The sequence below is a fragment of the Coprococcus sp. AM14-16 genome (assembly GCF_003434675.1).
Taxonomy (GTDB): domain Bacteria; phylum Bacillota; class Clostridia; order Lachnospirales; family Lachnospiraceae; genus Coprococcus; species Coprococcus aceti.
The window spans coordinates 729356-752329 of sequence record NZ_QTLL01000002.1; the positions used below are offsets into that span (position 1 = coordinate 729356).

Genomic DNA, 22974 nt, shown 5'->3' on the forward strand with positions numbered 1-22974 from the left:
TTATAAAAGGCAGTGCCAGCAGCGGGACGATGAAACCGATGTGGCGTTGCCTTTTTATGTGCAGACACAATAGATAAAATGTTACTTGACAACTTTTGCCTTTACTGAGAAAATTACTAGATAGTATATGGTGAACTGTATATACAGTGAACTATGTATATAAGAGTTTATGAAAAAGAGGACGTGTGCATGTATATGCACACATTTTTGAGTTAAAGGTATTTGGTTAGAGGTATTTATGTTAAGATTTATTTGGGTAATAGTTTCGTGCTTGTTTCTGATCATGTACTATGTGCCAAAGATGTCGTATTATGCTAGACACCCGGAAAAATATGGTGAGGATATATGTTATCAGATGGCACAGGTTATGTGCAATCATGTGAGACGTCGTGCTTTTATCAAGACGGTTGCCACGGGTATGGAGAACCTTCCTAAGGAGGGTGGATATATCATGTATGCCAATCATCAGGGTAAGTATGATGTACTGGGAGTTATAGTTTCCCATGACAAACCGATTACGTATGTCATGGATGCCAAGAGGTCGAAGCTGTTCATAGCAGATCAGCTTACGGATCTTGTGAAGGCACAGAGACTTGACAAGGAAGACATAAAGCAGCAGGTACAGGTTATAAACGATGTATCCACGGAGATCAAGGCGGGAAGGAGATATATTTTATTCCCGGAGGGAGGATACGATCACAGTCACAATGAGCTCAAGGAGTTCATGCCGGGAAGCTTCAAGATCGCCAAGAAGGCGAAGTGTCCTATCGTTCCAGTCGTGCTGTATGATTCCTTCAAGCCATTTGAAGGATGGTCACTGAGGCGTGTGACGACACAGCTTGCATTTCTGGAGCCGATCCCATATGAGGTTATAGCGGATAAGACGACCACAGAGATCAGGGATATGGTCGTTGACAAGATCCAGAGGAAGCTTGATACGATGGAGACAATGAATTGTTGGTAACGATATATGGATAATTATTCTGAACGGGCAGGTCATGTTGATGATCTGCCCGTTCGGGGGTTACGGAAGCTTGGTGTTGACTATATCAAATCAGGTGAATACAATATAAAAGGGTATTTAACCACAAAAACAAGGATTGGGAAGTAGAGATATGGGACAGAGTAAAGAGAGAAACAGTAATGAAAAAAGCGGATTCCTCAAGAAGCTTATAATAGTTCTGGCAGTGGCGATCGTGGTAGTATTTGCGGTATTTTATGTGATCTATTACAGATTTTCATATCAGGCGGACAAGCTGGCAAAGGAGACCGCCCGCATATACGCATTTGGCGATGGCGGAGAGATGGCTGACATGATAGCCCCGGGATACGTGAAGAAGTTTGAGGATTCGTCAAAGGTTTTGTCGGTGAGTGACATACAGGACATATATATAAACAAGTTCAGAGCGTATACAGATGAGCAGGTTGGGGATATAGATACGATCGAGTGCAAGGTCACCGATATACAGGCGGTGAGCAATATAGAGGATGTGCAGCAGCAATTTGCGGACAACGGAGTTAAGGGCGTGTCCCAGTACAGAAGTGTGGAAGCCGACTGGATAGTGACAGGCAAGGATGGCGGCGAGGTCACGGTACACGTTCAGGAATGTATGTTGAAGTGCGACGATGGCTGGTATGTGGACTATGTCCGTATGCCGGATGAAATAGACAGCATGAGTACGCCGGTCGATTCCGGGGATGCTGACAGTGAGGAGACAACAGAGGCGGAGACCACTGAATAATATTGTGTGTATAAGATTGGAAGGGCATACAGTATACAAGAAAGAAGGCTGACAAAAAATGTATGATGTGAGATCCATGAAGGCAGAGGACTTCATAGATGATGGCGAGATCCGTGAGACGCTGGACTATGCGGATCAGAACAAGGACAATGTGGAGCTTATCGACAGTATCATAGAGAAGGCAAAGCTCAGGAAGGGGCTTACCCACAGGGAGGCATCCGTGCTTCTTGCGTGTGAGATGCCGGACAAGATAAATGAGATATATGATCTGGCGGAGCAGATCAAGAAGGACTTCTACGGCAACAGAATAGTTATGTTCGCGCCGCTGTATCTGTCCAACTACTGTGTAAATGGGTGTGTGTATTGTCCGTATCACATCAAGAATAAGCATATAGCCAGAAAGAAGCTCACCCAGGAAGAGGTGAGACGGGAGGTCATAGCACTGCAGGATATGGGTCACAAGAGACTGGCCATTGAGGCCGGTGAGGATCCTCAGATGAATCCTATCGAGTACATCCTGGAGTGTATAGACACGATATACAGCATCAAGCACAAGAACGGTGCAATAAGGCGTGTAAATGTAAATATAGCGGCGACCACAGTGGAGAACTACAGGAAGCTGCACGAGGCAGGAATTGGAACGTACATCCTCTTCCAGGAGACCTACGATAAGGAAGCGTATGAGAAGCTTCATCCATATGGACCGAAGCATGACTATGCATATCACACAGAGGCTATGGACCGTGCTATGGAAGGTGGTATAGACGATGTGGGTCTGGGAGTGCTCTTTGGTCTGGACAAGTATAGGTACGAATTTGCGGGGCTGCTGATGCATGCGGAGCACCTTGAGGCTGTTCATGGAGTTGGTCCGCACACCATCAGTGTGCCAAGAGTCAAGAAGGCTGACGACATAGATCCTGAGGCATTTGACAACGGAATAAGCGACGATGTATTCTGCAAGATCGCAGCATGTATCAGAATCGCCGTTCCTTATACAGGAATGATAATCTCCACAAGGGAGAATCCAAAGGTCAGGGACGAGATCATAAGGCTTGGAGTGTCGCAGATAAGTGGTGGTTCCAAGACCAGTGTGGGGGGTTACTATGAGCCGGAGCCAGAGGATGAGAAGTCGGAGCAGTTCGATGTCAGCGACACGAGAACTCTGGATCAGGTTGTGAACTGGCTGATGACCAAGGGCTATATACCATCATTCTGTACGGCATGTTACAGAGAGGGCAGAACCGGCGACAGGTTCATGAGCCTGTGCAAGAGCGGACAGATACAGAACTGCTGTCATCCGAACGCACTCATGACGCTGGAGGAATATCTGGTGGATTATGCTTCACCGGAGACCGCGGAGATAGGCAGGAGACTCATACAGAATGAGCTGAAGAATATTCCGAATGAGAAAGTCAGACAGATAGTGGTCGAGAGACTTGACAGGATAAAGCACGGAGACAGAGATTTTAGATTCTAACACATTGTGGAGGAGCAAAATGAGTTTAAACGATACGCCGTCGGCAAACAGAGTGCATATAGGTTTCTTTGGATGCAGGAACGCAGGCAAGTCCAGTCTGGTAAATGCAGTGACGGGGCAGAGCCTTGCTGTTGTGTCGGATGTGGCGGGAACCACCACGGATCCGGTGTACAAGTCCATGGAGCTGCTTCCGCTTGGACCGGTGGTCATCATAGATACACCGGGAATAGACGATACCGGCGAGCTGGGTGAACTCAGGGTGTCGAAGACCAGGCAGGTGCTTGCGAAGATAGATGTCGCTGTGCTCGTAGTTGATGGTTCGGTTGGCCTTTCGGCGGCGGACAGGGAGCTCACAGAGCTTTTCAAAGAGAAGAATATAAATTATATAATTGCGTACAATAAGAGTGATCTCGTTAAAGATGATACAATGGTTCAGAATTCAGCGGAGAATTCCATATGGGTCAGCGCAGAGCGCAGACAGGGAATAGAGGAGCTGAAGGAATTGATAGGAAAGCTCACGGTGACAGACACCATGACCAGGAGACTGGTCGGAGATCTGATACAGCCTGGAGACATGGTGGTGCTGGTCATACCGATAGATTCTGCAGCTCCGAAGGGCAGGCTGATACTTCCGCAGCAGCAGGTCATAAGGGATGTTCTTGATACCGGAGCTACGGCTGTGGTGTGCAGGGACACGGAGCTTGAGGATACTCTGAGACGGCTGGAGGGGAAGGTATCTCTGGTGGTCACTGACTCCCAGGCATTTGCAAAGGTTATGAAGATCGTGCCGTATGACATATATCTGACGTCATTCTCAATACTGATGGCAAGATTTAAAGGGCAGCTTGATGCGGCGGTAAATGGCGCATATGTCCTGGACAGGCTGAGGGATGAAGGCCAGCGTACAGATGCGGACAGCAGACCTCCAAGGATACTCATAGCTGAGGGCTGCACCCATCACAGACAGTGTGATGATATAGGAACTGTGAAGCTGCCGGGATGGATACGCAGATACACAGGACTTGAGCCTGAATTTACATTTGTCAGCGGAATGGAATTCCCGGAGAATCTGACAGGATATGATCTGGTGATACACTGCGGAGGCTGTATGCTGAATGAACGCGAGATGAAGAGTCGTCAGGGAAGGGCGGAGCACCAGAGTATCCCGATGACGAATTATGGAACTGCTATAGCTCATATGAATGGGATTCTTGACAGGAGTCTGAGGATTTTTCAGACAAAGACGGACATATAAATATTTGGATGAAAGGTGATCGATATGGCAAAGACAGGTTTGGTACTTGAGGGCGGCGGCCAGAGAGGCATATATACCGCCGGAGTCCTGGATGTGTTCATGGACAATGATATAGAGGTCGACGGTGTCATAGGGGTGTCGGCGGGAGCCATACATGGACTCTCCTATGTGGCGAGACAGAGAGGGCGCAACATGCGTTACAATATGAAGTACAGGAACAACAAGCACTACATGAGCCTGTACTCCCTCATAACTACAGGAGATATCTGCGGTGAGCAGTTCTGCTACCACGATATCCCGGAGAAACTGGATCCACTTGACTACGATGCATTCCTTGCAAATCCTACGAAGCTCTATGTGGGATGTTCTAATCTGGATACAGGGGAGGCGGAGTATCTGGAGTGCACGGACATGAGAAAGCCTGAGGATGTGAATAAGGTGAGGGCTTCGGCATCCCTCCCACTGGTGTCCAATATTGTAGAGGTCGATGGAATGAAGCTGCTGGATGGAGGTGTATCCGACAGCATACCGATATTTGCATTCAGAAGGATGGGCTACAGGAGAAATATAGTAGTTCTGACAAGACCGGAGGGATACCGCAAGGGCCCGGACAAGATGCTCAGGCTGGAGGCCGGAAGGTACAGGGAGTACCCTGAGTTCGTTAAAAGATGTCACATGAGACACATGTATTACAACAAGACCCTGGACAAGCTGGAGGAGCTTGAAAAGGAGGGTGATACGTTGATAATCAGACCGAGTGAGACTATAGAGATATCAAGGCTTGAGAAGAAGCCGGAGATGATCGAGGCCATGTATGAGCTGGGTGTGTACGATGCAAAGGAGAAATTGCAGCAGGTTAAGAAATTCCTGCGTGAGAGTAAGGAAGAAAGCAGGGACTACACACATGGACAGGCGCAGCAACAGACGGCGGTTACACAGCAGACCCGATAATGGAATATATGACATATTGATACTTTCGGGAATGGACATTCCTGAGAGTGTGGATACACAGAAGAAGGCACAGGAGAATCACAGCAAAATGGCTGAGACTCCTGTGCCTTCTCTCATACTGTCACTTTCGGTATCTACAATATTCACCATGCTGGTGGCAACCTCCTACAATATTGTGGACACTTATTTTGTCTCAGATCTTGGAGAAAGCAGTGTGGCCGCAGTGGGGATCATGTTCTCTGTCATGGCATTGATACAGGCTGTGGGTTACACCTGGGGCATGGGAGCTGGAAGTGAGATAGCGAGACTCCTCGGTAAGCAGAAGAAGCGTGAGGCGGAGCAGACGCTTGCCACGGCACTGGCGGGAGGAATACTGTCGGGCGCGGTCATGGCGGTTATATTTGCCGTGTTCAGGGAGGATGTGGTAAGACTTCTGGGGGCCACGGACACAAGTCTTGCTCCTGCTGGGCAGTATGGAATATATATCATGCTCGCGGCTCCGGTCATGTGCGGTGCCTATGTTCTGAACAATGCCCTGCGGGCTGAGGGGCAGCCGTATCTTGCCCTGCTGGGTATTCTGGCAGGAGGACTGTCAAATGCGTTATTTGACTATATATTGGTGAGAGTGCTTGGACTTGGAATAGCTGGTGCAGGCATAGCGACCCTTGCCGGACAGGGGATAAGTCTTGCCATAATGTATATATGTGTCAGGTCAAGGTGCAGCGTGGTAAGGCTTCATGTGTCTGATGTGTGGAGCTTCAGATATGGGGTGCGTATAGTGAGAACAGGGCTGCCATCCTTCCTGAGACAGGGGCTCATGTGCCTTGCGGCGGTCATGATAAGCAGAAGCTGTAGGCAGTACGGAGATGGAGCCATGGCGGGCGTCACAGTTGCAAATAAGATATTTGCAGTCATATTTGCGGTGCTGGTGGGCTATGGGCAGGGATTTGCCCCGGTGTGCGGGTTTGCCTATGGTGCAGGACTTGAATCCAGAGTGAAAAGGTCGCTGAGATTTACCATGATAACTGCGGTGATATTCATGTGCGCTATGGGTGCTGCGACCTGGGTGTGGGCATCCGAGGTGGCCGGGGTATTCCTGATGGACGGTGGCAAGCAGTCTCTGCAGCTTGCGGCGCTGTCGCTCCGGGCGCATGCCGTGTCCATGCCATTTGCTGCGGTGTGTCTGGTGACTGGAATGTATTATCAGGCTCTTGGAGCATATGGAAAAGCCACCCTCATATCCTCCCTGCGGCAGGGAGTATGTTTTATACCATTGGTATTCATACTGCCGCGCATGTATGGCATAGATGGAGTGGCTTCCGTTCAGGCCGCCGCCGATGTGCTGGCGGGGATTGTCTCGGCCATCTATCTGTTATATACAAATGAAAAATAGTCCGTGTTTATCATCTCGTCCGATATATACAGCCGGTTTTCAACTTCCTCGATCATCTGATCCACGTATCCATCAGGGATCTGTGACTCAGGGACGAAGTAAGAGGTCTCCCCCGTGCTGGCATCGTACCTGACCTTGTCGGTCATAAAGCTTTGATCCGCGAAGATCACAAGCTCATCGGAGTCGGATAAAATGTTGCGGCCAGCCAGAAGTCTTGAGTCAAAGTCGGCTCCGAGAAGGTTTAACACAGTTGGAAGTATGTCCACACTGGAGCAGAGCTTGTCGACAACTACTGGCTTCTCCATGGATGAGCTCCATATACCAAACTGGTTGTGGTGAAGCTCAAAGTCATCATTCTCTATGTCCTTGCCCGCAAGCTCGTTGTAGGTGCCGTCGCTGAGTCCGTAAGGATAGTGGTCAGGTGCCACGATGAACAGAGTGTTGTCCAGCTTGCCAGTCTCTTCCAGCTTATCCATCAGGAATTCCAGAGCCTTGTCAAGCTCCATCTGGGCTGCAACATAGGCTATGGCCTCATCTGAGTACCCTTTTCCGGAGAGGACATTCTCGGCTCCCTCCCTGTTAATCATACATATATACTGATTGTCGTAATTGTAAGGCAGATGGCCGGAGAAACTCATAAAATACATGTTAAATTTGTCATCCTGAATGAAATCCCCATACACAGCCTCCATACATTCGAGATCGGAATACATAACGTGGTCAGGAATATCCAATCCTGCGCCGATGGCCTTGAAGGTGGTGTAGCCCATATTCGGATGGGTTCTTGTTCTGTCGTAGTATGTGGCATCAAAGTCGTGGTAGCCGTAGCTCTTGTAGCCCTGTGCGTTCAACATATTGCCGAGGGCGTATGGCTGATAGGTGTCCGCGGATGCCTCAAAGCTCCATTTGGAGGATGCCGGATACTGGCTGAGGCAGTTGGTATATTCGCCGTCTATGGTGCTGTGATACCACAGTGGGTTGTAGAAGTTAGTAAATTCAAAGCCTTCGTGATAAATCTTGTACAGTGTCGGTGTGGCCTCCCTGGATATTCCATATGTACTGAGACTTTCAGCGGTGACAAATACCACATTGTACCCCTCGAACATGCCGGTGTATTCGTCCGTGTAAGTTGGCTGTACCCCCGAGAAATATGCCGTCAGGCTTTTAAGCTCCTCGTCATCTGTCTGATTGTACAGACTTTGGAAATCTATGCTTTCATCGACCTGCGGAACATATACAGGCTCGTCGGCCTGGGTTGATCCTGCCGCCTGATCTGAGCCGCCGGTCTGAGAAGCTGATGAAAAATCTGTCTCGTCCGCAGATGCGGCATTGATATCTGATGCGGCAGTCTGTTCATCTGACTGATTATCTCCAATATCTGCAAGCTCAAATGTCTTGCTCTGGCTGTTCTGAGTCACCATGGTCACACAGTCTCTTCCCGTGGTGACCATGACTCCAAGCTTGTTCATGGACAGTTCAAGTACATAGCGTCCGTGGAACAGCGCATATGGAGTGTAGGCCGCAGTCCCGTGCACTGCCAGAATACAGATGGCAAGTACCCATGCAGCTGCGGAGATACCCAGCTGCACCAGCACTGCCCTGAGCACACCAGGCTTCTGCCCGATGCGGCATCTGCCAAATGAAAACCAGAACCTGTTCATGATGATAAGACATATAAGTGGCAGCAGGAACAGCACTATGATATACCAGTTGGATCGCAATGCTGAAAAAAGCACAGTCCTGAAGTTCATAGCATCCTGGGCACCGCCGATGGACACCAGACTCAAAAATGTTCTGAATATCTTATAGTATACAAATTGTGCAATATAGTAGATCGTAAATATACTCCACAGCAGGTAGGCTATGGCTGCATTTGCATATCTGTGCCAGAAGGAGGTCAGTGCTGACAGGGTAAGTCCGCATGCCAGCGCAAATGTCAGGGGATGTAGTATGCTGCTGCCTGCAGATCCATAAATTGCAATGTGAAACAGGAGCTCCATATAAATAAAGGCCAGCGGAAAGAATATGGAACGCCACAGCAGACCACTGTGTCTGCTTTGAGTTGTATCTGTTTTCATCGGGCATCTCCTTATTCGCGTGTGAGTATGTCGTCAAGTGCGCCCCTCACTCCTATAGGATCTGTGACCAGAAGAGTGTGGAAACCAAGCTTTGCGGCGGCATCGAGATTCGCCTGCCTGTCATCAAGAAAAATGGATTCCTCAGGGACAAGGTTATATTTGTTGCAGAGATGCTCATAGATGGCGGCGTCTGGCTTGGTCACGTGGTATTCATAGGAGACCACTCTTCCGTCCGTGTAAGGCAGGAAGTGGAATCTAGGCGTGTGGAGTGCAAACAGTCTTCTTGGGTAGTTGGACAGGAGGTAGATGTTGTAACCTCTGGACTTGAGATCCTTGAGCCACATGTCGGCTCCCGGGAACATATCCACCACTTCATCGAGATTGTTCATGAACAGGTCTATGTAGCTGCTGCATTCCGGGCTGAGTTCCTTGAAACGTTTGATGAGCTCTGGCTCAGGCATATCGTCCAGGTCAAAATGATTCCACATAGGGTGGTTTATCATGTTGTGATCAAGAGTATCTATCACGTCCGCTGGTATGCCAAGCTTCTCCATGGTGCTTTTCCAGTGGAAGTCTACGAGGACCATGCCAATATCAAAGATTATATTTTTCATATGTATATTCCTTTCGTGTCGTATGCTGCCGTATAAGTGCATATTATGTCGTCACAGAAATTTTAACTCATAATAGGACAAAAATATACTCAAATATTTGCGGAAATGCTGACAAATACCTAATATGCTTGTTTACAGTTTTCCGGTCACAGTGTTACAATGATTAAATCGGCAATGTAAGGGGAAATACAGTGTATGATATACGTATTTGTGGACTTTGAAATGAATATGATAGATTCAGAGTATAAGAAGGAAAAGAAAATATGTAAGAGCGAGATCATAGAGATCGGTGCGGTTAAACTGGATGAAGATTATAATGAGATAGATTCGTTTAAGAGTTATGTGAAGCCGGCATATGGAACCATGGCTTCGCGTATAATAAAGCTCACAGGAATAACAGATGATATGGTGGAGGATGCTCCTTCATATGCTTTTGCCATGGGGAGCTTTATAGAGTGGTGTGCTGATGCCGATGTGATATACGCATGGAGTGAGAATGACCTGAGACAGCTCCGCAAGGAGGCCAGGCTGAAGGAATACACGCACCCCGGGCTGGAAAGTATCATATCAAGGTGGAAGGATTTTCAGAAGGAATATGCCAAGCTCATAGGAACGTCAAGAAGGATATCACTGTCGGACGCTGTGTTTTATCTGGGAGAAAACTTTCAGGGGGCAGAGCATGATGCCCTGTGGGATGCCAGGAATACCGCTGAGGTGTTCAAGCTCTCAAAGAATGAGGAGAATTTTTTCAGGATCATGGCCCCGGTCATCGATGTGTACAAGCCCAAGAAGAATCTGACATATTCCCTGTCCGAGGCATTTGGAGATATACATCTGGATGAATAGATATGTAATTGATGACTACATAGAATAATAATGTGGATTATTAGGAGGACTTCATGAACTGGAATAAGAGGGATACAGTGAGGACCGTGATTATATTGTGCGGTGTGGTGCTGTTTGCATATGTACTGTTTAATTTTGATAAGGTGTCCAGTATGTTCAGCTGGCTCATCAATATACTCATGCCATTTGTCATAGGATTTGCCATAGCATTTGTGGTGAATGTACCTATGAAGGGACTTGAAAAGGTATTGTTTAAGAATAAAGACAGCAGACTGTACAGGTTCAGGAGACCAGTGTGCCTCATACTGTCGTTTCTGTGCATAATAGCTGTTCTCACGTTTGCAATAACTATGATCATACCTGAGATGTCCAAGACTATAACTATGTTTGCAGAGAAGCTGCCATCGGCCATGGATGATATACAGAGGAAGGCAATCAAGCTGATGAAGGACCAGCCGGAGATAGTGGATAAGATAAAGAGTATCAATATTAATTGGGATGCACTTATATCAAATGTGGTTGGTATTGTGAAGAACGGCGGCAGCAGTGTATTGTCTTCCACGTTCTCCATTGCCAGCAGTGTGGTAGGCGCCGTGGTCGATGTTCTGGTGGGACTGTTCTTTGCGTGCTACATACTGGCTCAGAAGGAGACTCTGGAGAAGCAGGTAAAGGGTGTATTGTATGCGGTGTTCAGGGAAGAAAAGGCGGACCGATTCATTCAGACTTGTGTTCTTGCGGATAAGACCTTCTCCAAGTTCATCTCAGGTCAGTGCCTTGAGGCGTGCATACTTGGACTTATGTTTTTCATTACGATGACCATATTCCGTATTCCGTATGCGCTTACGGTCAGCATCATCATAGCAGTATTTGCACTGATCCCGGTCGTTGGAGCATTTGTCGGATGTTTTGCCGGAACGATTATGATCCTGGTAGAGGATCCGAAGCGTGCCATAGTGTTTCTGATCATATTTGTCGTGTTGCAGCAGATAGAGGGAAACTTCATATATCCTCATGTTGTTGGCGGTTCGGTGGGACTTCCATCTATATGGGTACTTGTGGCGGTCATGCTTGGAGGTGATATGTTGGGCATTCTGGGTATGCTCATATTTGTACCGCTTTTCTCCGTCCTGTATGCGATGTCTGAAGAATATGTGGTTAAGAGACTCAGAGACAAGGGCATATCGTGGAGGAAATATAATCTGGCATGCAACATCCCCGAGGGGCGATGGAATGGAAGGCTGGATGAGGAATGTGCGTCTGATGTCAGCAAGGTGGACGCCGGGCAGACCGGGACGAATGAGTCAAATGCACCGGGCAGTACAGCCGGAAGCGGCAATTCTGGGAAAAACAACACAAGCAGAAACAATACGGGAAGAAATAGCTCAGAAAGAAATAACATAGAAAGAAACAATACAGTCAGAAACAGTAGCAGAAATAAAAACTACAAGAAGAGAAAGAAATAACGGCTCATATATGGCATCATCTGTGTGGTGATACATATAGCCGTTCAGAAAGAAGGATATACACATGTACAGAGACATAGCGAAATTGGTTTTATACAGAGATCTTGGAGAGGACAGTATACTTATGAAGCTGTCTGGAATATTTGAGGATTTTGATCTCAAGAGGTGTGAGAATGCGGAGCTGTGTGCCCGCATATATGATCAGATCAAGAGACTTCTGGATCTTGCTACCAGTTATGGATTCGATAAGAATCTGTGGCACAACTATCTGGCATTTATACTCATCACCAATGAGAACTCATTCAGTATAACAAGTGAGAAGGTAGGAGCAAATGACGGAACAGTCAATTATTTCGCCAAGAATGATTTCAGGATATTCAAGAAGCTGTTCGACTTTGATTTCTCAGAGATAGAGAGCGCACTTGGAATAGATTGTTTCTCAACTATCAACAATTACAAGTCTATTGGCAAGAAGGAGAGAATGTACAATAAGAATGTCAGCGAGAAGGTTCAGGCTGTCAGCAATGCGATAGAGGAGGCTGAGAACGAGGACCAGATATTTGATATAGTGACATCATTCTACAAGGCATATGGTGTTGGTATGTTCGGTCTCAACAAAGCGTTCAGGATCACCCGTGAGCATGGAGATCTGGAGTTTGTACCTATAAATAACACAGAGGATGTCATGCTGGATGATCTCATCGGATATGAGATCCAGAAGAAGAAGATCGTGGACAACACTGAGGCATTTGTGGAGGGCCGCAAGGCGAACAATGCACTTCTCTTTGGTGACAGTGGAACAGGAAAGTCAACCACGATCAAGGCGATCATCAACGAGTACTATGACAGAGGACTTCGTATGATAGAGATATACAAGCATCAGTTCCAGGATCTGTCGCAGGTCATATCGCTTATCAAGAACAGAAATTACAGATTTATCATATACATGGATGATCTTTCATTTGAGGAATTTGAGATAGAGTACAAGTACCTCAAGGCTGTCATCGAGGGTGGACTTGAGATCAGACCTGACAATGTGCTCATATATGCCACATCCAACCGTCGTCATCTCATCAAGGAGACATGGAACGACAGGAATGATATGGAGAATAACAATGGTATTCACAGAAGTGATACCATTCAGGAGAAGCTGTCACTGGTCAACAGATTCGGAGTCACGATCAGCTACAGCGCACCTTCACAGAAGGAATACTTTGAGATTGTCAAGGGACTTGCTGAGAAGGAGCACATCACCATGGACGAGAAGGAGCTCTGCGCAGAGGCAAACAAGTGGGAGCTTGCACATGGCGGCATAAGCGGACGTACTGCACAGCAGTTTATCAACTACCTTAAGGGGCAGGGATTGTAAAAATAATTGCTGTTGAACTACGGTTTATATTTTGTTATTATTAAGTTAATTTTGTAGAGCAAGATACTTTGATAAGGAGTGTGGAAAGATGATAGATCTTAGCAGCAAGAAAGGTAAGACACTGGTATCCAGAATAATTGTTGTGGTTCTGTGTATCGCAATGGTTGTTACACTTTTAGTTTCAGCATTCTAATAGGAAAACAGGTCGAATTGGAGAGTAGATATGAGAGGAAAGTTTGGAGAGCACCAGACGGTGCGATCGATACTTAAGAGTCTGCCACGTACTGTCCACGACGATGTGACGAGAGCCGGAATAGGAGATGACTATGCCCGGCTCTTGTTGCGTGATGGGGGTAGCGGAGACACCGGCGCAGCTAAAAGCGTGAATGTTGCGGCTGGTGTGTGCTGTGACAGCGGGTATATGGGACTCAGACTTGATATAGCGAGACTTTACAACAGTATAAGGATTGGCGGATATATGCCATGGGCGGCAGTAGATACCATAGTTATGCCTGATGACGATGAACGACGCATGAAGAAACTGCTCAGAAAGCTTGCGGGCATATGTGCGGAGTACGGCGTTGACATAGTGACGGGACATACTGAGGTGAACAGTGCTGTTGCCGAACCGGTTATATGTTTGACAATGATGGGAATATCTGTAGGTCAGGAACATGCAGGATATGATGATTTAGACCTGTGTGGATCAAAACGACTGGCCGGTATGGACATTGTTATGTGTGGACAGACTGGTGTTGGTGGAACCCTGAAGATCTATTATGATACTCAGAAGGAGCTTTTTGAGAGGTATTCGGAGAGCTATCTGAGACCTGTGGAGCAGCTCGAGCAGCTTATACTGCTTGGCGGCCAGGTTGACATAGCATTAGATCATGGCTGTATATATTCACACGACATATCGAGGGGCGGCGTATTTGCAGCTCTCTGGGAGATGGGAGATGCGCTGAAGTGCGGGCTTGAGGTATGTCATGACAATATACCGATACTTCAGGAGACAATAGAGATATGTGAGCACACCGGGGATAATCCGTATATGATAGATGGTTGTGGTTCTGCACTCTTCGTAGTTCCGGATGGAAAATTGCTGGCTGATAAGCTCTATGAGGCAGGATATGAGGCTTCAGTCATAGGCCATCTTACGGAAAAAAGCGATAGGGTTGTAGTGCACGACGACGAGAGGAGATTTCTTACACCGCCAAGGTTTTTATAGGAGGAGTAGTATGCTAAATATAGTATTACATGAGCCGGAGATCCCGGCCAATACAGGCAACATAGGAAGAACATGTGTGGCAGCAGGCGCAAGACTGCATCTCATAGAGCCGCTGGGCTTCCAGATAAATGAGAAACAGCTGAAGCGTGCCGGGCTTGATTACTGGGACAAGCTGGATGTGACAACATATGTGAATTTCGAGGATTTCCTTGCAAAGAATCCCGGAGCAAAGATATACATGGCGACAACCAAAGCCAGGAAGAAGTATACAGATGTGAAGTTTGAGGATGACGCATACATCATGTTCGGCAAGGAGAGCGCGGGTATACCTGAGGAGATCCTGGTTGATTATAAGGATACATCTATCAGGATTCCAATGTTCCCGGACATTCGTTCACTGAATCTGGGCAACTCTGTGGCAATAGTGCTGTATGAAGCACTCAGACAGAATGATTTCCCAGGTCTAGAGGAAGCAGGAAATCTACATCGCCTTAGTTGGGACATGTAGTGATAGAGGGGGAATATACATGGCGTATCCTACAAGTGGAAAAAAGATGCTGAACATATGCATTCTGGATATACTGAAGAAATATACGGACTGTGACCACACCATGGATCAGAAGGATATCATTGCGAAGCTCAAAGAGGATTATGATATAACTGTGGACAGAAAATCCGTAAAGGCAAATCTCAACTGTCTGGTGGATTATGGCTATGACATTGAGTACACCGAGACTGAGCGAGAAAAGAAGGATGGCACAAAGGAGACACTTACATCAAACTGGTATTATAATCATGAGTTTGACGATGCAGAGCTTCGAATGATGATAGACAGTATCCTGTTCTCAAAGACCATACCGGCTGGTCAGGCGAGCCAGCTCATAGACAAGATAGCAGGTCTGTCAAATATATATTTTACAAACAAGATGACGCATGTGAGCAGTCTTCCGGGTCTCGAGCACACCAGCAACAAGCAGACACTGTTCAACGTGGGAATGATAGACGATGCCATATCTGAGAAGAAGCAGATATCATTTGTGTACAATAATTATGGTGAGGACAAGAAGCTTCATCCGAGGCGGGAGGAGCCGTACGTAGTCAATCCGTATCAGATGGTGGCGAATGACGGAAAGTATTACCTCATCTGCAATTACGACAAGTATGACAATCTGTCGAATTACAGAGTGGATAAGATGACACAGGTCCAGATAGTTGACAGGCCTGTGAAGAACCGCACAGAGGTAAAGGGAATGGAGCATGGACTCAACCTTCCAAAGCATATGGCTGAGCATATCTATATGTTTGCCGATGAGCCGGTGACCATAGTGATGCGTGTCAGAAAGGCTGCCATATCGGATGTGGTGGATTGGTTTGGAAGAAACTTTGATGTGGTCGATGAAAATATAGCCAGACAGTACGAAGGCTTCAGGGAGACTGAGGATGATGTAACTTACGTGCGGCTTGTGTGCAGCCGTCAGGCGATGGCGCACTGGGCGATGCAGTATGGAACCTCGGTGGAGGCCATTTATCCCACAGAGCTCAGAGCCCAGATCGGTGAGGCTGTAAAGGAAATGAATAACAAATATAATAATTAAAGAGATGGCTGTCAGTATAATTCAAAAAACTGGCAGCTTTTTTATAAAAAAAATTGCTTTTACTGCAAGAAAACACAGATTTTGATCGGAATATATATTAGAAACACACGGGGAGGTGAATGATATAGTAACCAGGAACAATTATATATCGAAGCTGAAACGGCATAATGAGAAAGCTCTGGAGTTTGTGGTTCAGGAATATGGCGGGCAGGTGAAAGCCGCTGTGTACAAGAATCTTTCGGGCATGCCGGAGGAAATTGAAGAGTGCATGGACGATGTGTTTCTGGATGTATGGAACAATATAGACAGATTTGACGAGAGCAAAGGCTCGTTCAGAAGCTGGATAACGGCAATTGCAAGATTCAGATCCATAGATTATCTGAGAAGATACAGCAGAAGATGTTCGGAGGAAGACATAGCAGACTATGAGAACAAGCTTGCAAATGACAACCTGCTGGAGATACTCAATGAGGAGATATCGGACAGCATGGAAAAGCTGCTGAGTGGTCTGTCGGATGAAGACAGGGACATCATTCTGAGGTACTACTGGGATGATCAGGATGTAGATGAGATAGCGGAAGATTATGGGGTATCTTCATCATCTATCTACAGCAGAATGTCCAGAGCAAGAAGTCGATTGAAACAAGTGTAAAGGCGGTGAATGATCATAAAAAACGGAAAAGACAGAAATGTATATGACGTTATGAACGATGTAAATGTGGATATTGAGACCATGGATATGTCGGATGAAGAGAAGGATGCCTGTGTGAAGAGGCTCAGGCACAAGGTGAAGGCGAGGAAAACCGGAAGAAATCATGGATGGAGGACGGCGGCAGCGGCAGTGGCGGCTGTTCTGATCCTGTCGGGAGGCGGACTGACATATGCGGCAGAGAACGGCTCGCTGGCATGGTTTTTTGACAGTCTGAGCAGGGAGACAGGAAGTGTTATTCCATCAAAATATGTGGACGAGAGCTACATAAATAACGAGTATAAGGGCAGTGTAAAGGTGATAACCGAGTCCGATGCAAAAGTAAGCTTTGATCTGAAGAAGGTAGCAGTGGATGGAGATCAGGTCAACATTGCGATGGTGATCACATACGATGACTTTGACACAGAAAAATATGAGAGCTTTGATGCTCAGATGCAGATAATAGAAGGCGGTGCGAATATCGTCAGTGAATATGCGGGCAGCACGGCTCCTGGCGATGGAATCTCGCTCACGAACAAGCAGACAATATCTGATATTGTATACAAGTTAAAAAAGAAAAATGTATACAAGGTGGGGGATGTCATCACCATGAGATGTAACAGCATTACCCTGTTCAACAAAAATAAATCAAGTGATGGCGCGGTCACCTATGTAGCAGACGAGGTGGATGGCCCTTGGACCTTACAGTTTAAGGTTCAGGATGATATGCAGGGACATAGTGTGGATATATCCGGCATAGATGGCATTGAAAAATGTACAATAAATACAAAGGGCATAACCATTGACATTGCTGAAAATGCGGCGGTCGATGATGACTCGCTGGAGAATATAATACTTGAGATGACAGACAATAAAGAATTGAAAGATGTAGTATATGGAATCGGCAAGACCGGTGATGGCGACAGCATACAGAGAATGGAGTTGAACTTCACTAAGCCGATAGATGTTTCACAGGTGAAAAATGTGTGGATAGATGGTAGGAAATGTAAAGTGAAATAAATAGAGCCGGGGTATTACAACAGAGACATTCTCTGGGGTAATACCCCGGCTTTAATATTCTGCGATATGTTATGAGTCCTTGATCCTGAATTTGCCATTGCTCTTCACGCCAGACGATGATATGTCTGTATCGGAGTGGTGTTCAGTGTGCTCGACATGCACAGGCTTGATAGGCACCTGCATATCCTTCTCCTTAGGAAGAGAGAAGATAAATTCGCTTCCCTCGCCCTCCTCGGATGTAAGGGTGATCTGCTCGCCGTGAGCCTTGATGATCTCCTTGGTTATGGCCAGTCCCAGTCCGGTTCCGGTCTTGTCCTTGCCGCGGCTCGGATCCGTCTTGTAGAATCTCTCAAATACCTTCTTCTGGGCATCCTTTGGAATTCCTACACCCTCATCCTTGACACTTGTAAATATCTTGTTGTCCTTCTCGGTCACCTGAACTCTGATTTGGCGTCCCTCAGGTGTGAACTTTATGGCGTTGTCAACCAGATTGTATATAACCTGCTGTATCTTGGTCCTGTCGGCGTATACCACTGTGTTGTCGGTGAGGAATACGCTGTCCAGGAAAATTCCCCTGTCCTTGCACCTTTTCTCAAATGTGTTGATGGTCGGTGTGATGATATCCCTGATATCGAAGTTGGATTTGTCAAGCTGCAGGTCAAATGAATCGAAGTTGTTCAGCTCCAGAAGTCCCTGTGTCAGCTTGGTCAGTCTCTGTGCCTCATTTAACACTATGCCGAGGTACTTCTCATGCTTTTCCAGTGGAATAGTGCCGTCCAGCATGGCCTCTATGTAACCCTTGATGGATGTGAGTGGCGATCTGAAGTCATGGGATATATTTGATATAAATGACTTCCTGTACTCATTTGAACGGCTCAGCTCATCTGCCATCTCCTCCATGTATCTCGCAAGTTCGCCGAATTCGTTCTTCGCGGTCACATTTACCCTGGCATTGAAGTTACCCTGGGCGTATGACTTGGACGTCTTGATGATCTCACGTATAGGCTTGAGCAGGCTGTTTGACATGAGCATAAGCGCGATCATGGCTATCAGCATGAGAATCAGGAATGGCACAAATGTCGTTGAAAGCATCCTGCTCTTTATATCCTGCTTGAATGTCATAGGTGATGTCAGGATGATAGTTCCCATGTAATTGTTCCACGAGTAGAGAGGCTGGCCGATCACCAGAGTGTCCTCCGAGAAATAGCCGCCAAATGTATTCTCGAAGCAGAATGATGCAAACAATTCATCCGGTTCCACATAATTCTTGAGGTTGTCATTTGTGCTGCTGTGTGAATCTGAATCCTTGGAAGATCCACCGGATTCACTGCTTCCTGAAGAGCTTCCCGACCTGAAAATAATGTTGCTGCGTTCATCGGTGAGCCAGATTCCCATGTCCAGGGTATCCGCCGCATGTTGAAGCTCCTTGTATAATTCCTTGCTGTCAATGGTTCCGTTGCTGTAATCAGTCATGGCGCCGTCGGCAAGCATTGTGATCTCGTTTTTCATGGTGGATTTGCGCTCTGAGAGAACAGAATTCTGTGCTGTTGATATACTGTACACCATGAGCAGTGCAAATATGATCACAACCAGCACTACGAATCCGACCACGATCTTGTCAAATGCTGTTTTCTTCATTATGATCTCCATTCAAACTTGTAGCCTATGCCCCATACAGTGGCAATGCTCCAGTTATGGTTGTTGTTCAGCTTCTCACGAAGTCTCTTGATATGTACATCCACGGTTCTAGTGTCGCCCACATACTCGTATCCCCACAGCTTGTCCAGAAGCTGCTCCCTGGTGAATACCTGATTAGGTCTGCTGGCGAGGAAGTAGAGGATCTCCAGCTCCTTTGGCGGCATCTCGAGATTGTGTCCCTCAAAGGTTACTGTGTAGTTGGAGATATTTACGACCAGCCCGTCATACTCCACAAATGTACCTACATGGTCCGCACTTGTGACATCGTAAGCTGCGCTCTGTGGCTGCTTCTGTGCATTCTCAGTCATGGCTGACCTTCTGAGAAGGGCGCCGACCCTTGCCACCAGCTCATTGGAGTCAAATGGCTTGACGATATAATCATCTGCACCGATCTTAAGCCCCAGCACCTTGTCAAATACCTCACCCTTGGCAGAGAGCATGATGATAGGCGTGTTCGATGTCTTTCTTATCTCTGTACACACCTGGTAGCCGTCCATTCCCGGAAGCATGACATCCAGGAGAACCAGATCAGGTGAATATTCCTCAAATAACTGTAGAGCTTCCGTTCCGCTTGCGGCTATCTCGGTCTCATAACACTCTTTGTTGAGGTAGAGTGATATAAGCTCTGCGATGTTCTCGTCGTCGTCAACGATGAGAATATTATTTTTGCTCATATATATAACCCTCCCAGTAAATTTATAATAATATAGTTTGTAATAAATCCGAAGGCGTACACCGACTTCATTGCTGAAGCATTATTTTAGAGTTCCACTATGGTAACTCCCGCATCGCCCTCTCCGAATTCGCCAAGTCTGAAGGATTTGACATGTGGCTGTGATTTCAGGAACTGATGTATTCCCTTTCGAAGAGCACCGGTGCCCTTTCCGTGGATGATGGTGACTCTGTGCAGATGTGCCATAAGGGCATCATCAAGGAATCTATCCACAAGTGATGTGGCTTCGTCGACCGTCATACCGAGTACATTTATCTCAGGCTTGATATTCATCATCCTGTTCATGCTCTTGCCACCTGTGACTGTGGCCTTCTGCGGTTTCTTCTTCTCATGCTCAACCAGCAGAAGATCAGTAGGTGGAAGAGCCGCGCTGATTATACCCATCTGGACCTTCAGCTTACCCTTGGAGTCAGCCAGTGCCATGATGGTTCCCTCGGAATCCATGCTGATAACATGTACGGTATCGCCAACTTTGAAGTCGGATGCCTTGTGGTCTGACTTTACAGTCTTGCGCTTTTCCTCGTTCATCCTGCCGAGGTCGTTGATCTTCGCGCGGAGTTTCTGTCTCTCGGCCTCCATCGCCTTGGCATCGGCCTTTGACGGGTTAGTGGTCCATTTGTTGTATTTTCTTATAGCGGCATCGGCCTCAGCCTTCGCCTCCTCTATGATCTCGGATGCCTCCTGGCGCGCCTTTGCCAGAATCTCGGATTTTTTGTCTGAGAGCTCTGTATCCTTCATCTGTGCACGTTCCTGAAGCTGCTTTGCATCCTCCTTGAGTCTTGCAATGTCGGCTTTGTCCTGTTCAATCTCCCTCTTGCTTCTCTCAAGATCCGCAATCAGGGTCTCAAAGTCAACTGTATCGCTGTCGATATTGGCCTTGGCGCTCTCGATGATGCTATCGTCGATTCCAAGCTTCTTCGCTATGGCGAAAGCATTTGACTTTCCAGGAATACCGATCATCAGTTTATATGTCGGCTGGAGTGTTGCCACGTCAAATTCGCAGCTTGCATTTTCGACACCCGGTGTGCTCATGGCAAATGTCTTGAGCTCACTGTAGTGTGTGGTTGCCATACATCTGACACCCATGTCGTTCAGATGTGACAGGATGGCGATGGCAAGTGCTGCACCCTCTATAGGGTCCGTACCGCCGCCCAGCTCGTCGAAGAGAACCAGACTGCCGGGGGTGACATGATCCAGTATGTACACGATGTTGCTCATGTGGGATGAGAATGTGGACAGATTCTGCTCTATACTCTGCTCATCTCCGATATCGGCAAATACGTCGTCAAATACATTCAGTCTTGAACCGTCAAGTGCCGGAATATGAAGTCCGGACTGTCCCATGAGTGAGAAGAGTCCCAGAGTCTTAAGTGATACCGTCTTACCACCGGTGTTAGGACCGGTCACGATGAGGAGGTTGTAGTCCTCACCCAGTTTGATGTCCACAGGTACGACGGTGTGCTTCTCCAGCAGCGGATGTCTTCCCTGCTTTATATCGACGATCCCATCGGTGTTGAATACCGGTTCGGTTCCCTTGTAGCTTCTTGCAAATGAAGCTCTTGCAAAGATGAAATCCAGTTCAGCCAGAGTGTCGAAGTCGTATTTTATGTATTCGATCTCCGCTGCGGTCTGCGCTGACAGAGATTCAAGTATCTTCTCAATCTCGGCAAGCTCCTGATTGTCAAGCTCCTTCAGCTCGTTGTTCAGGTTCACGATGGCCATAGGCTCGATAAACACTGTTGCTCCGGTCGACGACTGGTCGTGTATCATACCAGGAAAATGGTTCTTGTACTCGGCCTTGACAGGGATACAGTATCTGCCGTTTCTCATGGTTACCAGGTTATCCTGGAACATGGTCTGCTTGCTGGTATCGCTGACAAGCTTTGCAAGCTGGTTGTGCAGCTTTTCATTTGTCAGACGCTTGTTCCTTCGCACGGCCTTGAGCCCTGATGAAGCGTCATCGGCAAATTCGTTCTCGGAAATTATGCATCTGTGGATCTCCCTAGACAGATGCTCCAGAGGCATGAGCTCCAGAAATCTCGTGCGCAGGCTGTCCGGACATGTGGTGCCATCCGGGTTCATGCTGAGCCCGAGCATCTTGTTGGAAGCTTTCTCTTCCTCGATCTGCTCCTTGCTGCGTCTTCTCGTATCTGTCATGCTTGTGCCTTCGTTCTCACCATATCTTTTGGCGGTGAGTGCGAGGTCCAGCATGCTTGCCACATCAAGCAGTTCTGCGGTGGTGAGGATTCCCTCAACCTCAAGTCTCTTTAGAGATGCCCCGATATCTTTAAGTCCTGCAAATGATAGATTGCCCTGGGTGTTCAGACGACGAAGAGCATCCCTTGTCTCCTGCTGGAGCGTCTCGATCATGGCGAGATCCTTGCGGGGCTTTATGCGCTGACACTTCCTCTTCGCCATGGGTGATGAGGCAAATGTTGTCAGCATCTCAACTATTTTGTTGTATTCTATAACTCTTAATGTTCTTAGATTCATTTTCTGTGTTCCTTATTATTTAACTTTTTATTTTATAGTGCTTATGTAAATTCGTTTATATAAATATGTTCATACAAATGCAGATTTGTAAAATTCATATGCACGGGCATGAATCTTGTGATCATATGATGAATAGGATCAGTGTTTAACTCGATAAGTGCATGAAAAGCATAATTAAATATACATAAAGTCTCTAATTCTACACATACATAATTGATTATACCCCTTATAATTATAGAGCGTCAACATATTGCAGGTGTAGAAATAGGCACATTTTCCCTGATTAATTCAGCGGCTGTGGTTGCGGGAGAAACACAAAGCTGATATTATA

General features: G+C 46.9%; 19 protein-coding genes. 14 read left to right on the plus strand and 5 right to left on the minus strand.

Features of this window, described 5'->3' with window-relative positions:
- Positions 1-238: 238 nt before the first annotated feature.
- From DW159_RS09230 to DW159_RS09255, 6 genes are all read left to right on the plus strand, one after another.
- Positions 239-964, plus strand: coding sequence for a lysophospholipid acyltransferase family protein (locus DW159_RS09230; protein WP_022216968.1), 726 nt, complete (start codon positions 239-241; stop codon positions 962-964).
- Positions 965-1115: 151 nt separating this feature from the next.
- Positions 1116-1742 carry a hypothetical protein gene (locus tag DW159_RS09235; protein WP_022216967.1) on the plus strand — a complete coding sequence of 209 codons (627 nt, stop codon included), beginning with the start codon at positions 1116-1118 and terminating at the stop codon, positions 1740-1742.
- A gap of 58 nt (positions 1743-1800) precedes the next feature.
- On the plus strand, positions 1801-3219 hold the full coding sequence (gene hydG, locus DW159_RS09240) for a [FeFe] hydrogenase H-cluster radical SAM maturase HydG (RefSeq protein ID WP_117550216.1): 1419 nt from the start codon (positions 1801-1803) through the stop codon (positions 3217-3219).
- 19 nt (positions 3220-3238) lie between these two features.
- Positions 3239-4474, plus strand: coding sequence for a [FeFe] hydrogenase H-cluster maturation GTPase HydF (gene hydF / locus DW159_RS09245; protein WP_117550218.1), 1236 nt, complete (start codon positions 3239-3241; stop codon positions 4472-4474).
- A gap of 24 nt (positions 4475-4498) precedes the next feature.
- A complete protein-coding gene (locus DW159_RS09250; RefSeq protein ID WP_055224048.1) occupies positions 4499-5425 on the plus strand; it encodes a patatin-like phospholipase family protein in 927 nt (308 codons plus the stop codon).
- Positions 5379-6818, plus strand: coding sequence for an MATE family efflux transporter (locus tag DW159_RS09255; protein ID WP_117550220.1), 1440 nt, complete (start codon positions 5379-5381; stop codon positions 6816-6818). The genes DW159_RS09250 and DW159_RS09255 overlap by 47 nt, the downstream gene beginning before the upstream one ends.
- Here DW159_RS09255 and DW159_RS09260 read toward each other — a convergent pair.
- Positions 6791-8896, minus strand: a complete 2106-nt coding sequence (locus DW159_RS09260) for an LTA synthase family protein (protein WP_117550222.1) — start codon at positions 8894-8896, stop codon at positions 6791-6793. The genes DW159_RS09255 and DW159_RS09260 overlap by 28 nt on opposite strands.
- Before the next feature lie 11 nt (positions 8897-8907).
- The gene (locus DW159_RS09265) at positions 8908-9510 is read right to left on the minus strand and encodes an HAD family hydrolase (protein WP_117550224.1); all 603 of its coding nucleotides are present in this window, start codon (positions 9508-9510) and stop codon (positions 8908-8910) included.
- 195 nt (positions 9511-9705) lie between these two features.
- Here DW159_RS09265 and DW159_RS09270 point away from each other — a divergent pair, with 195 nt between their 5' ends.
- The 8 genes from DW159_RS09270 to DW159_RS09305 all read left to right on the plus strand — a co-directional run bounded on the left by DW159_RS09270 (position 9706) and on the right by DW159_RS09305 (position 17719).
- Entirely contained in the window at positions 9706-10356 is a 651-nt protein-coding gene (locus DW159_RS09270) for a 3'-5' exonuclease (protein ID WP_117550226.1), read from the plus strand.
- 53 nt (positions 10357-10409) lie between these two features.
- Positions 10410-11819, plus strand: a complete 1410-nt coding sequence (locus DW159_RS09275) for an AI-2E family transporter (protein WP_117550228.1) — start codon at positions 10410-10412, stop codon at positions 11817-11819.
- A gap of 64 nt (positions 11820-11883) precedes the next feature.
- The gene (locus DW159_RS09280) at positions 11884-13188 is read left to right on the plus strand and encodes an ATP-binding protein (RefSeq protein WP_015534651.1); all 1305 of its coding nucleotides are present in this window, start codon (positions 11884-11886) and stop codon (positions 13186-13188) included.
- Between the two features lie 223 nt (positions 13189-13411).
- Entirely contained in the window at positions 13412-14416 is a 1005-nt protein-coding gene (locus tag DW159_RS09285; RefSeq protein ID WP_117550230.1) for an AIR synthase family protein, read from the plus strand.
- 10 nt (positions 14417-14426) lie between these two features.
- The gene (trmL, locus tag DW159_RS09290; protein ID WP_022216959.1) at positions 14427-14924 is read left to right on the plus strand and encodes a tRNA (uridine(34)/cytosine(34)/5-carboxymethylaminomethyluridine(34)-2'-O)-methyltransferase TrmL; all 498 of its coding nucleotides are present in this window, start codon (positions 14427-14429) and stop codon (positions 14922-14924) included.
- Positions 14925-14943: 19 nt separating this feature from the next.
- On the plus strand, positions 14944-16011 hold the full coding sequence (locus DW159_RS09295) for a WYL domain-containing protein (RefSeq protein ID WP_117550232.1): 1068 nt from the start codon (positions 14944-14946) through the stop codon (positions 16009-16011).
- A 115-nt stretch (positions 16012-16126) separates the two neighbouring features.
- The gene (locus tag DW159_RS09300; RefSeq protein ID WP_158547598.1) at positions 16127-16663 is read left to right on the plus strand and encodes a sigma-70 family RNA polymerase sigma factor; all 537 of its coding nucleotides are present in this window, start codon (positions 16127-16129) and stop codon (positions 16661-16663) included.
- Between the two features lie 9 nt (positions 16664-16672).
- Positions 16673-17719 carry a hypothetical protein gene (locus DW159_RS09305; protein ID WP_117550236.1) on the plus strand — a complete coding sequence of 349 codons (1047 nt, stop codon included), beginning with the start codon at positions 16673-16675 and terminating at the stop codon, positions 17717-17719.
- 69 nt (positions 17720-17788) lie between these two features.
- On the opposite strand, the gene DW159_RS09310 is transcribed toward DW159_RS09305, so the two are convergent.
- The 3 genes from DW159_RS09310 to DW159_RS09320 all read right to left on the minus strand — a co-directional run bounded on the left by DW159_RS09310 (position 17789) and on the right by DW159_RS09320 (position 22643).
- The gene (locus DW159_RS09310) at positions 17789-19357 is read right to left on the minus strand and encodes a HAMP domain-containing sensor histidine kinase (RefSeq protein WP_242992655.1); all 1569 of its coding nucleotides are present in this window, start codon (positions 19355-19357) and stop codon (positions 17789-17791) included.
- A complete protein-coding gene (locus DW159_RS09315; RefSeq protein ID WP_117550240.1) occupies positions 19357-20091 on the minus strand; it encodes a response regulator transcription factor in 735 nt (244 codons plus the stop codon). The genes DW159_RS09310 and DW159_RS09315 overlap by 1 nt, the downstream gene beginning before the upstream one ends.
- Positions 20092-20177: 86 nt before the next feature.
- Positions 20178-22643, minus strand: a complete 2466-nt coding sequence (locus tag DW159_RS09320) for an endonuclease MutS2 (RefSeq protein ID WP_117550242.1) — start codon at positions 22641-22643, stop codon at positions 20178-20180.
- Between the last annotated feature and the right edge of the window lie 331 nt (positions 22644-22974).

What these genes read in the sequence shown, in the direction of transcription:
- DW159_RS09315 (WP_117550240.1), bottom strand. Translation starts at nt 20,091, where the DNA reads ATGAGCAAAAATAATATTCTCATCGTTGACGACGACGAGAACATCGCA.
- trmL (WP_022216959.1), top strand. Translation starts at nt 14,427, where the DNA reads ATGCTAAATATAGTATTACATGAGCCGGAGATCCCGGCCAATACAGGC.
- DW159_RS09270 (WP_117550226.1), top strand. Translation starts at nt 9,706, where the DNA reads ATGATATACGTATTTGTGGACTTTGAAATGAATATGATAGATTCAGAG.
- DW159_RS09255 (WP_117550220.1), top strand. Translation starts at nt 5,379, where the DNA reads ATGGACAGGCGCAGCAACAGACGGCGGTTACACAGCAGACCCGATAAT.
- DW159_RS09310 (WP_242992655.1), bottom strand. Translation starts at nt 19,357, where the DNA reads ATGAAGAAAACAGCATTTGACAAGATCGTGGTCGGATTCGTAGTGCTG.
- DW159_RS09235 (WP_022216967.1), top strand. Translation starts at nt 1,116, where the DNA reads ATGGGACAGAGTAAAGAGAGAAACAGTAATGAAAAAAGCGGATTCCTC.
- DW159_RS09280 (WP_015534651.1), top strand. Translation starts at nt 11,884, where the DNA reads ATGTACAGAGACATAGCGAAATTGGTTTTATACAGAGATCTTGGAGAG.
- DW159_RS09305 (WP_117550236.1), top strand. Translation starts at nt 16,673, where the DNA reads ATGATCATAAAAAACGGAAAAGACAGAAATGTATATGACGTTATGAAC.
- DW159_RS09265 (WP_117550224.1), bottom strand. Translation starts at nt 9,510, where the DNA reads ATGAAAAATATAATCTTTGATATTGGCATGGTCCTCGTAGACTTCCAC.
- hydG (WP_117550216.1), top strand. Translation starts at nt 1,801, where the DNA reads ATGTATGATGTGAGATCCATGAAGGCAGAGGACTTCATAGATGATGGC.
- DW159_RS09260 (WP_117550222.1), bottom strand. Translation starts at nt 8,896, where the DNA reads ATGAAAACAGATACAACTCAAAGCAGACACAGTGGTCTGCTGTGGCGT.
- DW159_RS09295 (WP_117550232.1), top strand. Translation starts at nt 14,944, where the DNA reads ATGGCGTATCCTACAAGTGGAAAAAAGATGCTGAACATATGCATTCTG.
- DW159_RS09285 (WP_117550230.1), top strand. Translation starts at nt 13,412, where the DNA reads ATGAGAGGAAAGTTTGGAGAGCACCAGACGGTGCGATCGATACTTAAG.
- DW159_RS09320 (WP_117550242.1), bottom strand. Translation starts at nt 22,643, where the DNA reads ATGAATCTAAGAACATTAAGAGTTATAGAATACAACAAAATAGTTGAG.
- DW159_RS09250 (WP_055224048.1), top strand. Translation starts at nt 4,499, where the DNA reads ATGGCAAAGACAGGTTTGGTACTTGAGGGCGGCGGCCAGAGAGGCATA.
- DW159_RS09275 (WP_117550228.1), top strand. Translation starts at nt 10,410, where the DNA reads ATGAACTGGAATAAGAGGGATACAGTGAGGACCGTGATTATATTGTGC.
- DW159_RS09230 (WP_022216968.1), top strand. Translation starts at nt 239, where the DNA reads ATGTTAAGATTTATTTGGGTAATAGTTTCGTGCTTGTTTCTGATCATG.
- hydF (WP_117550218.1), top strand. Translation starts at nt 3,239, where the DNA reads ATGAGTTTAAACGATACGCCGTCGGCAAACAGAGTGCATATAGGTTTC.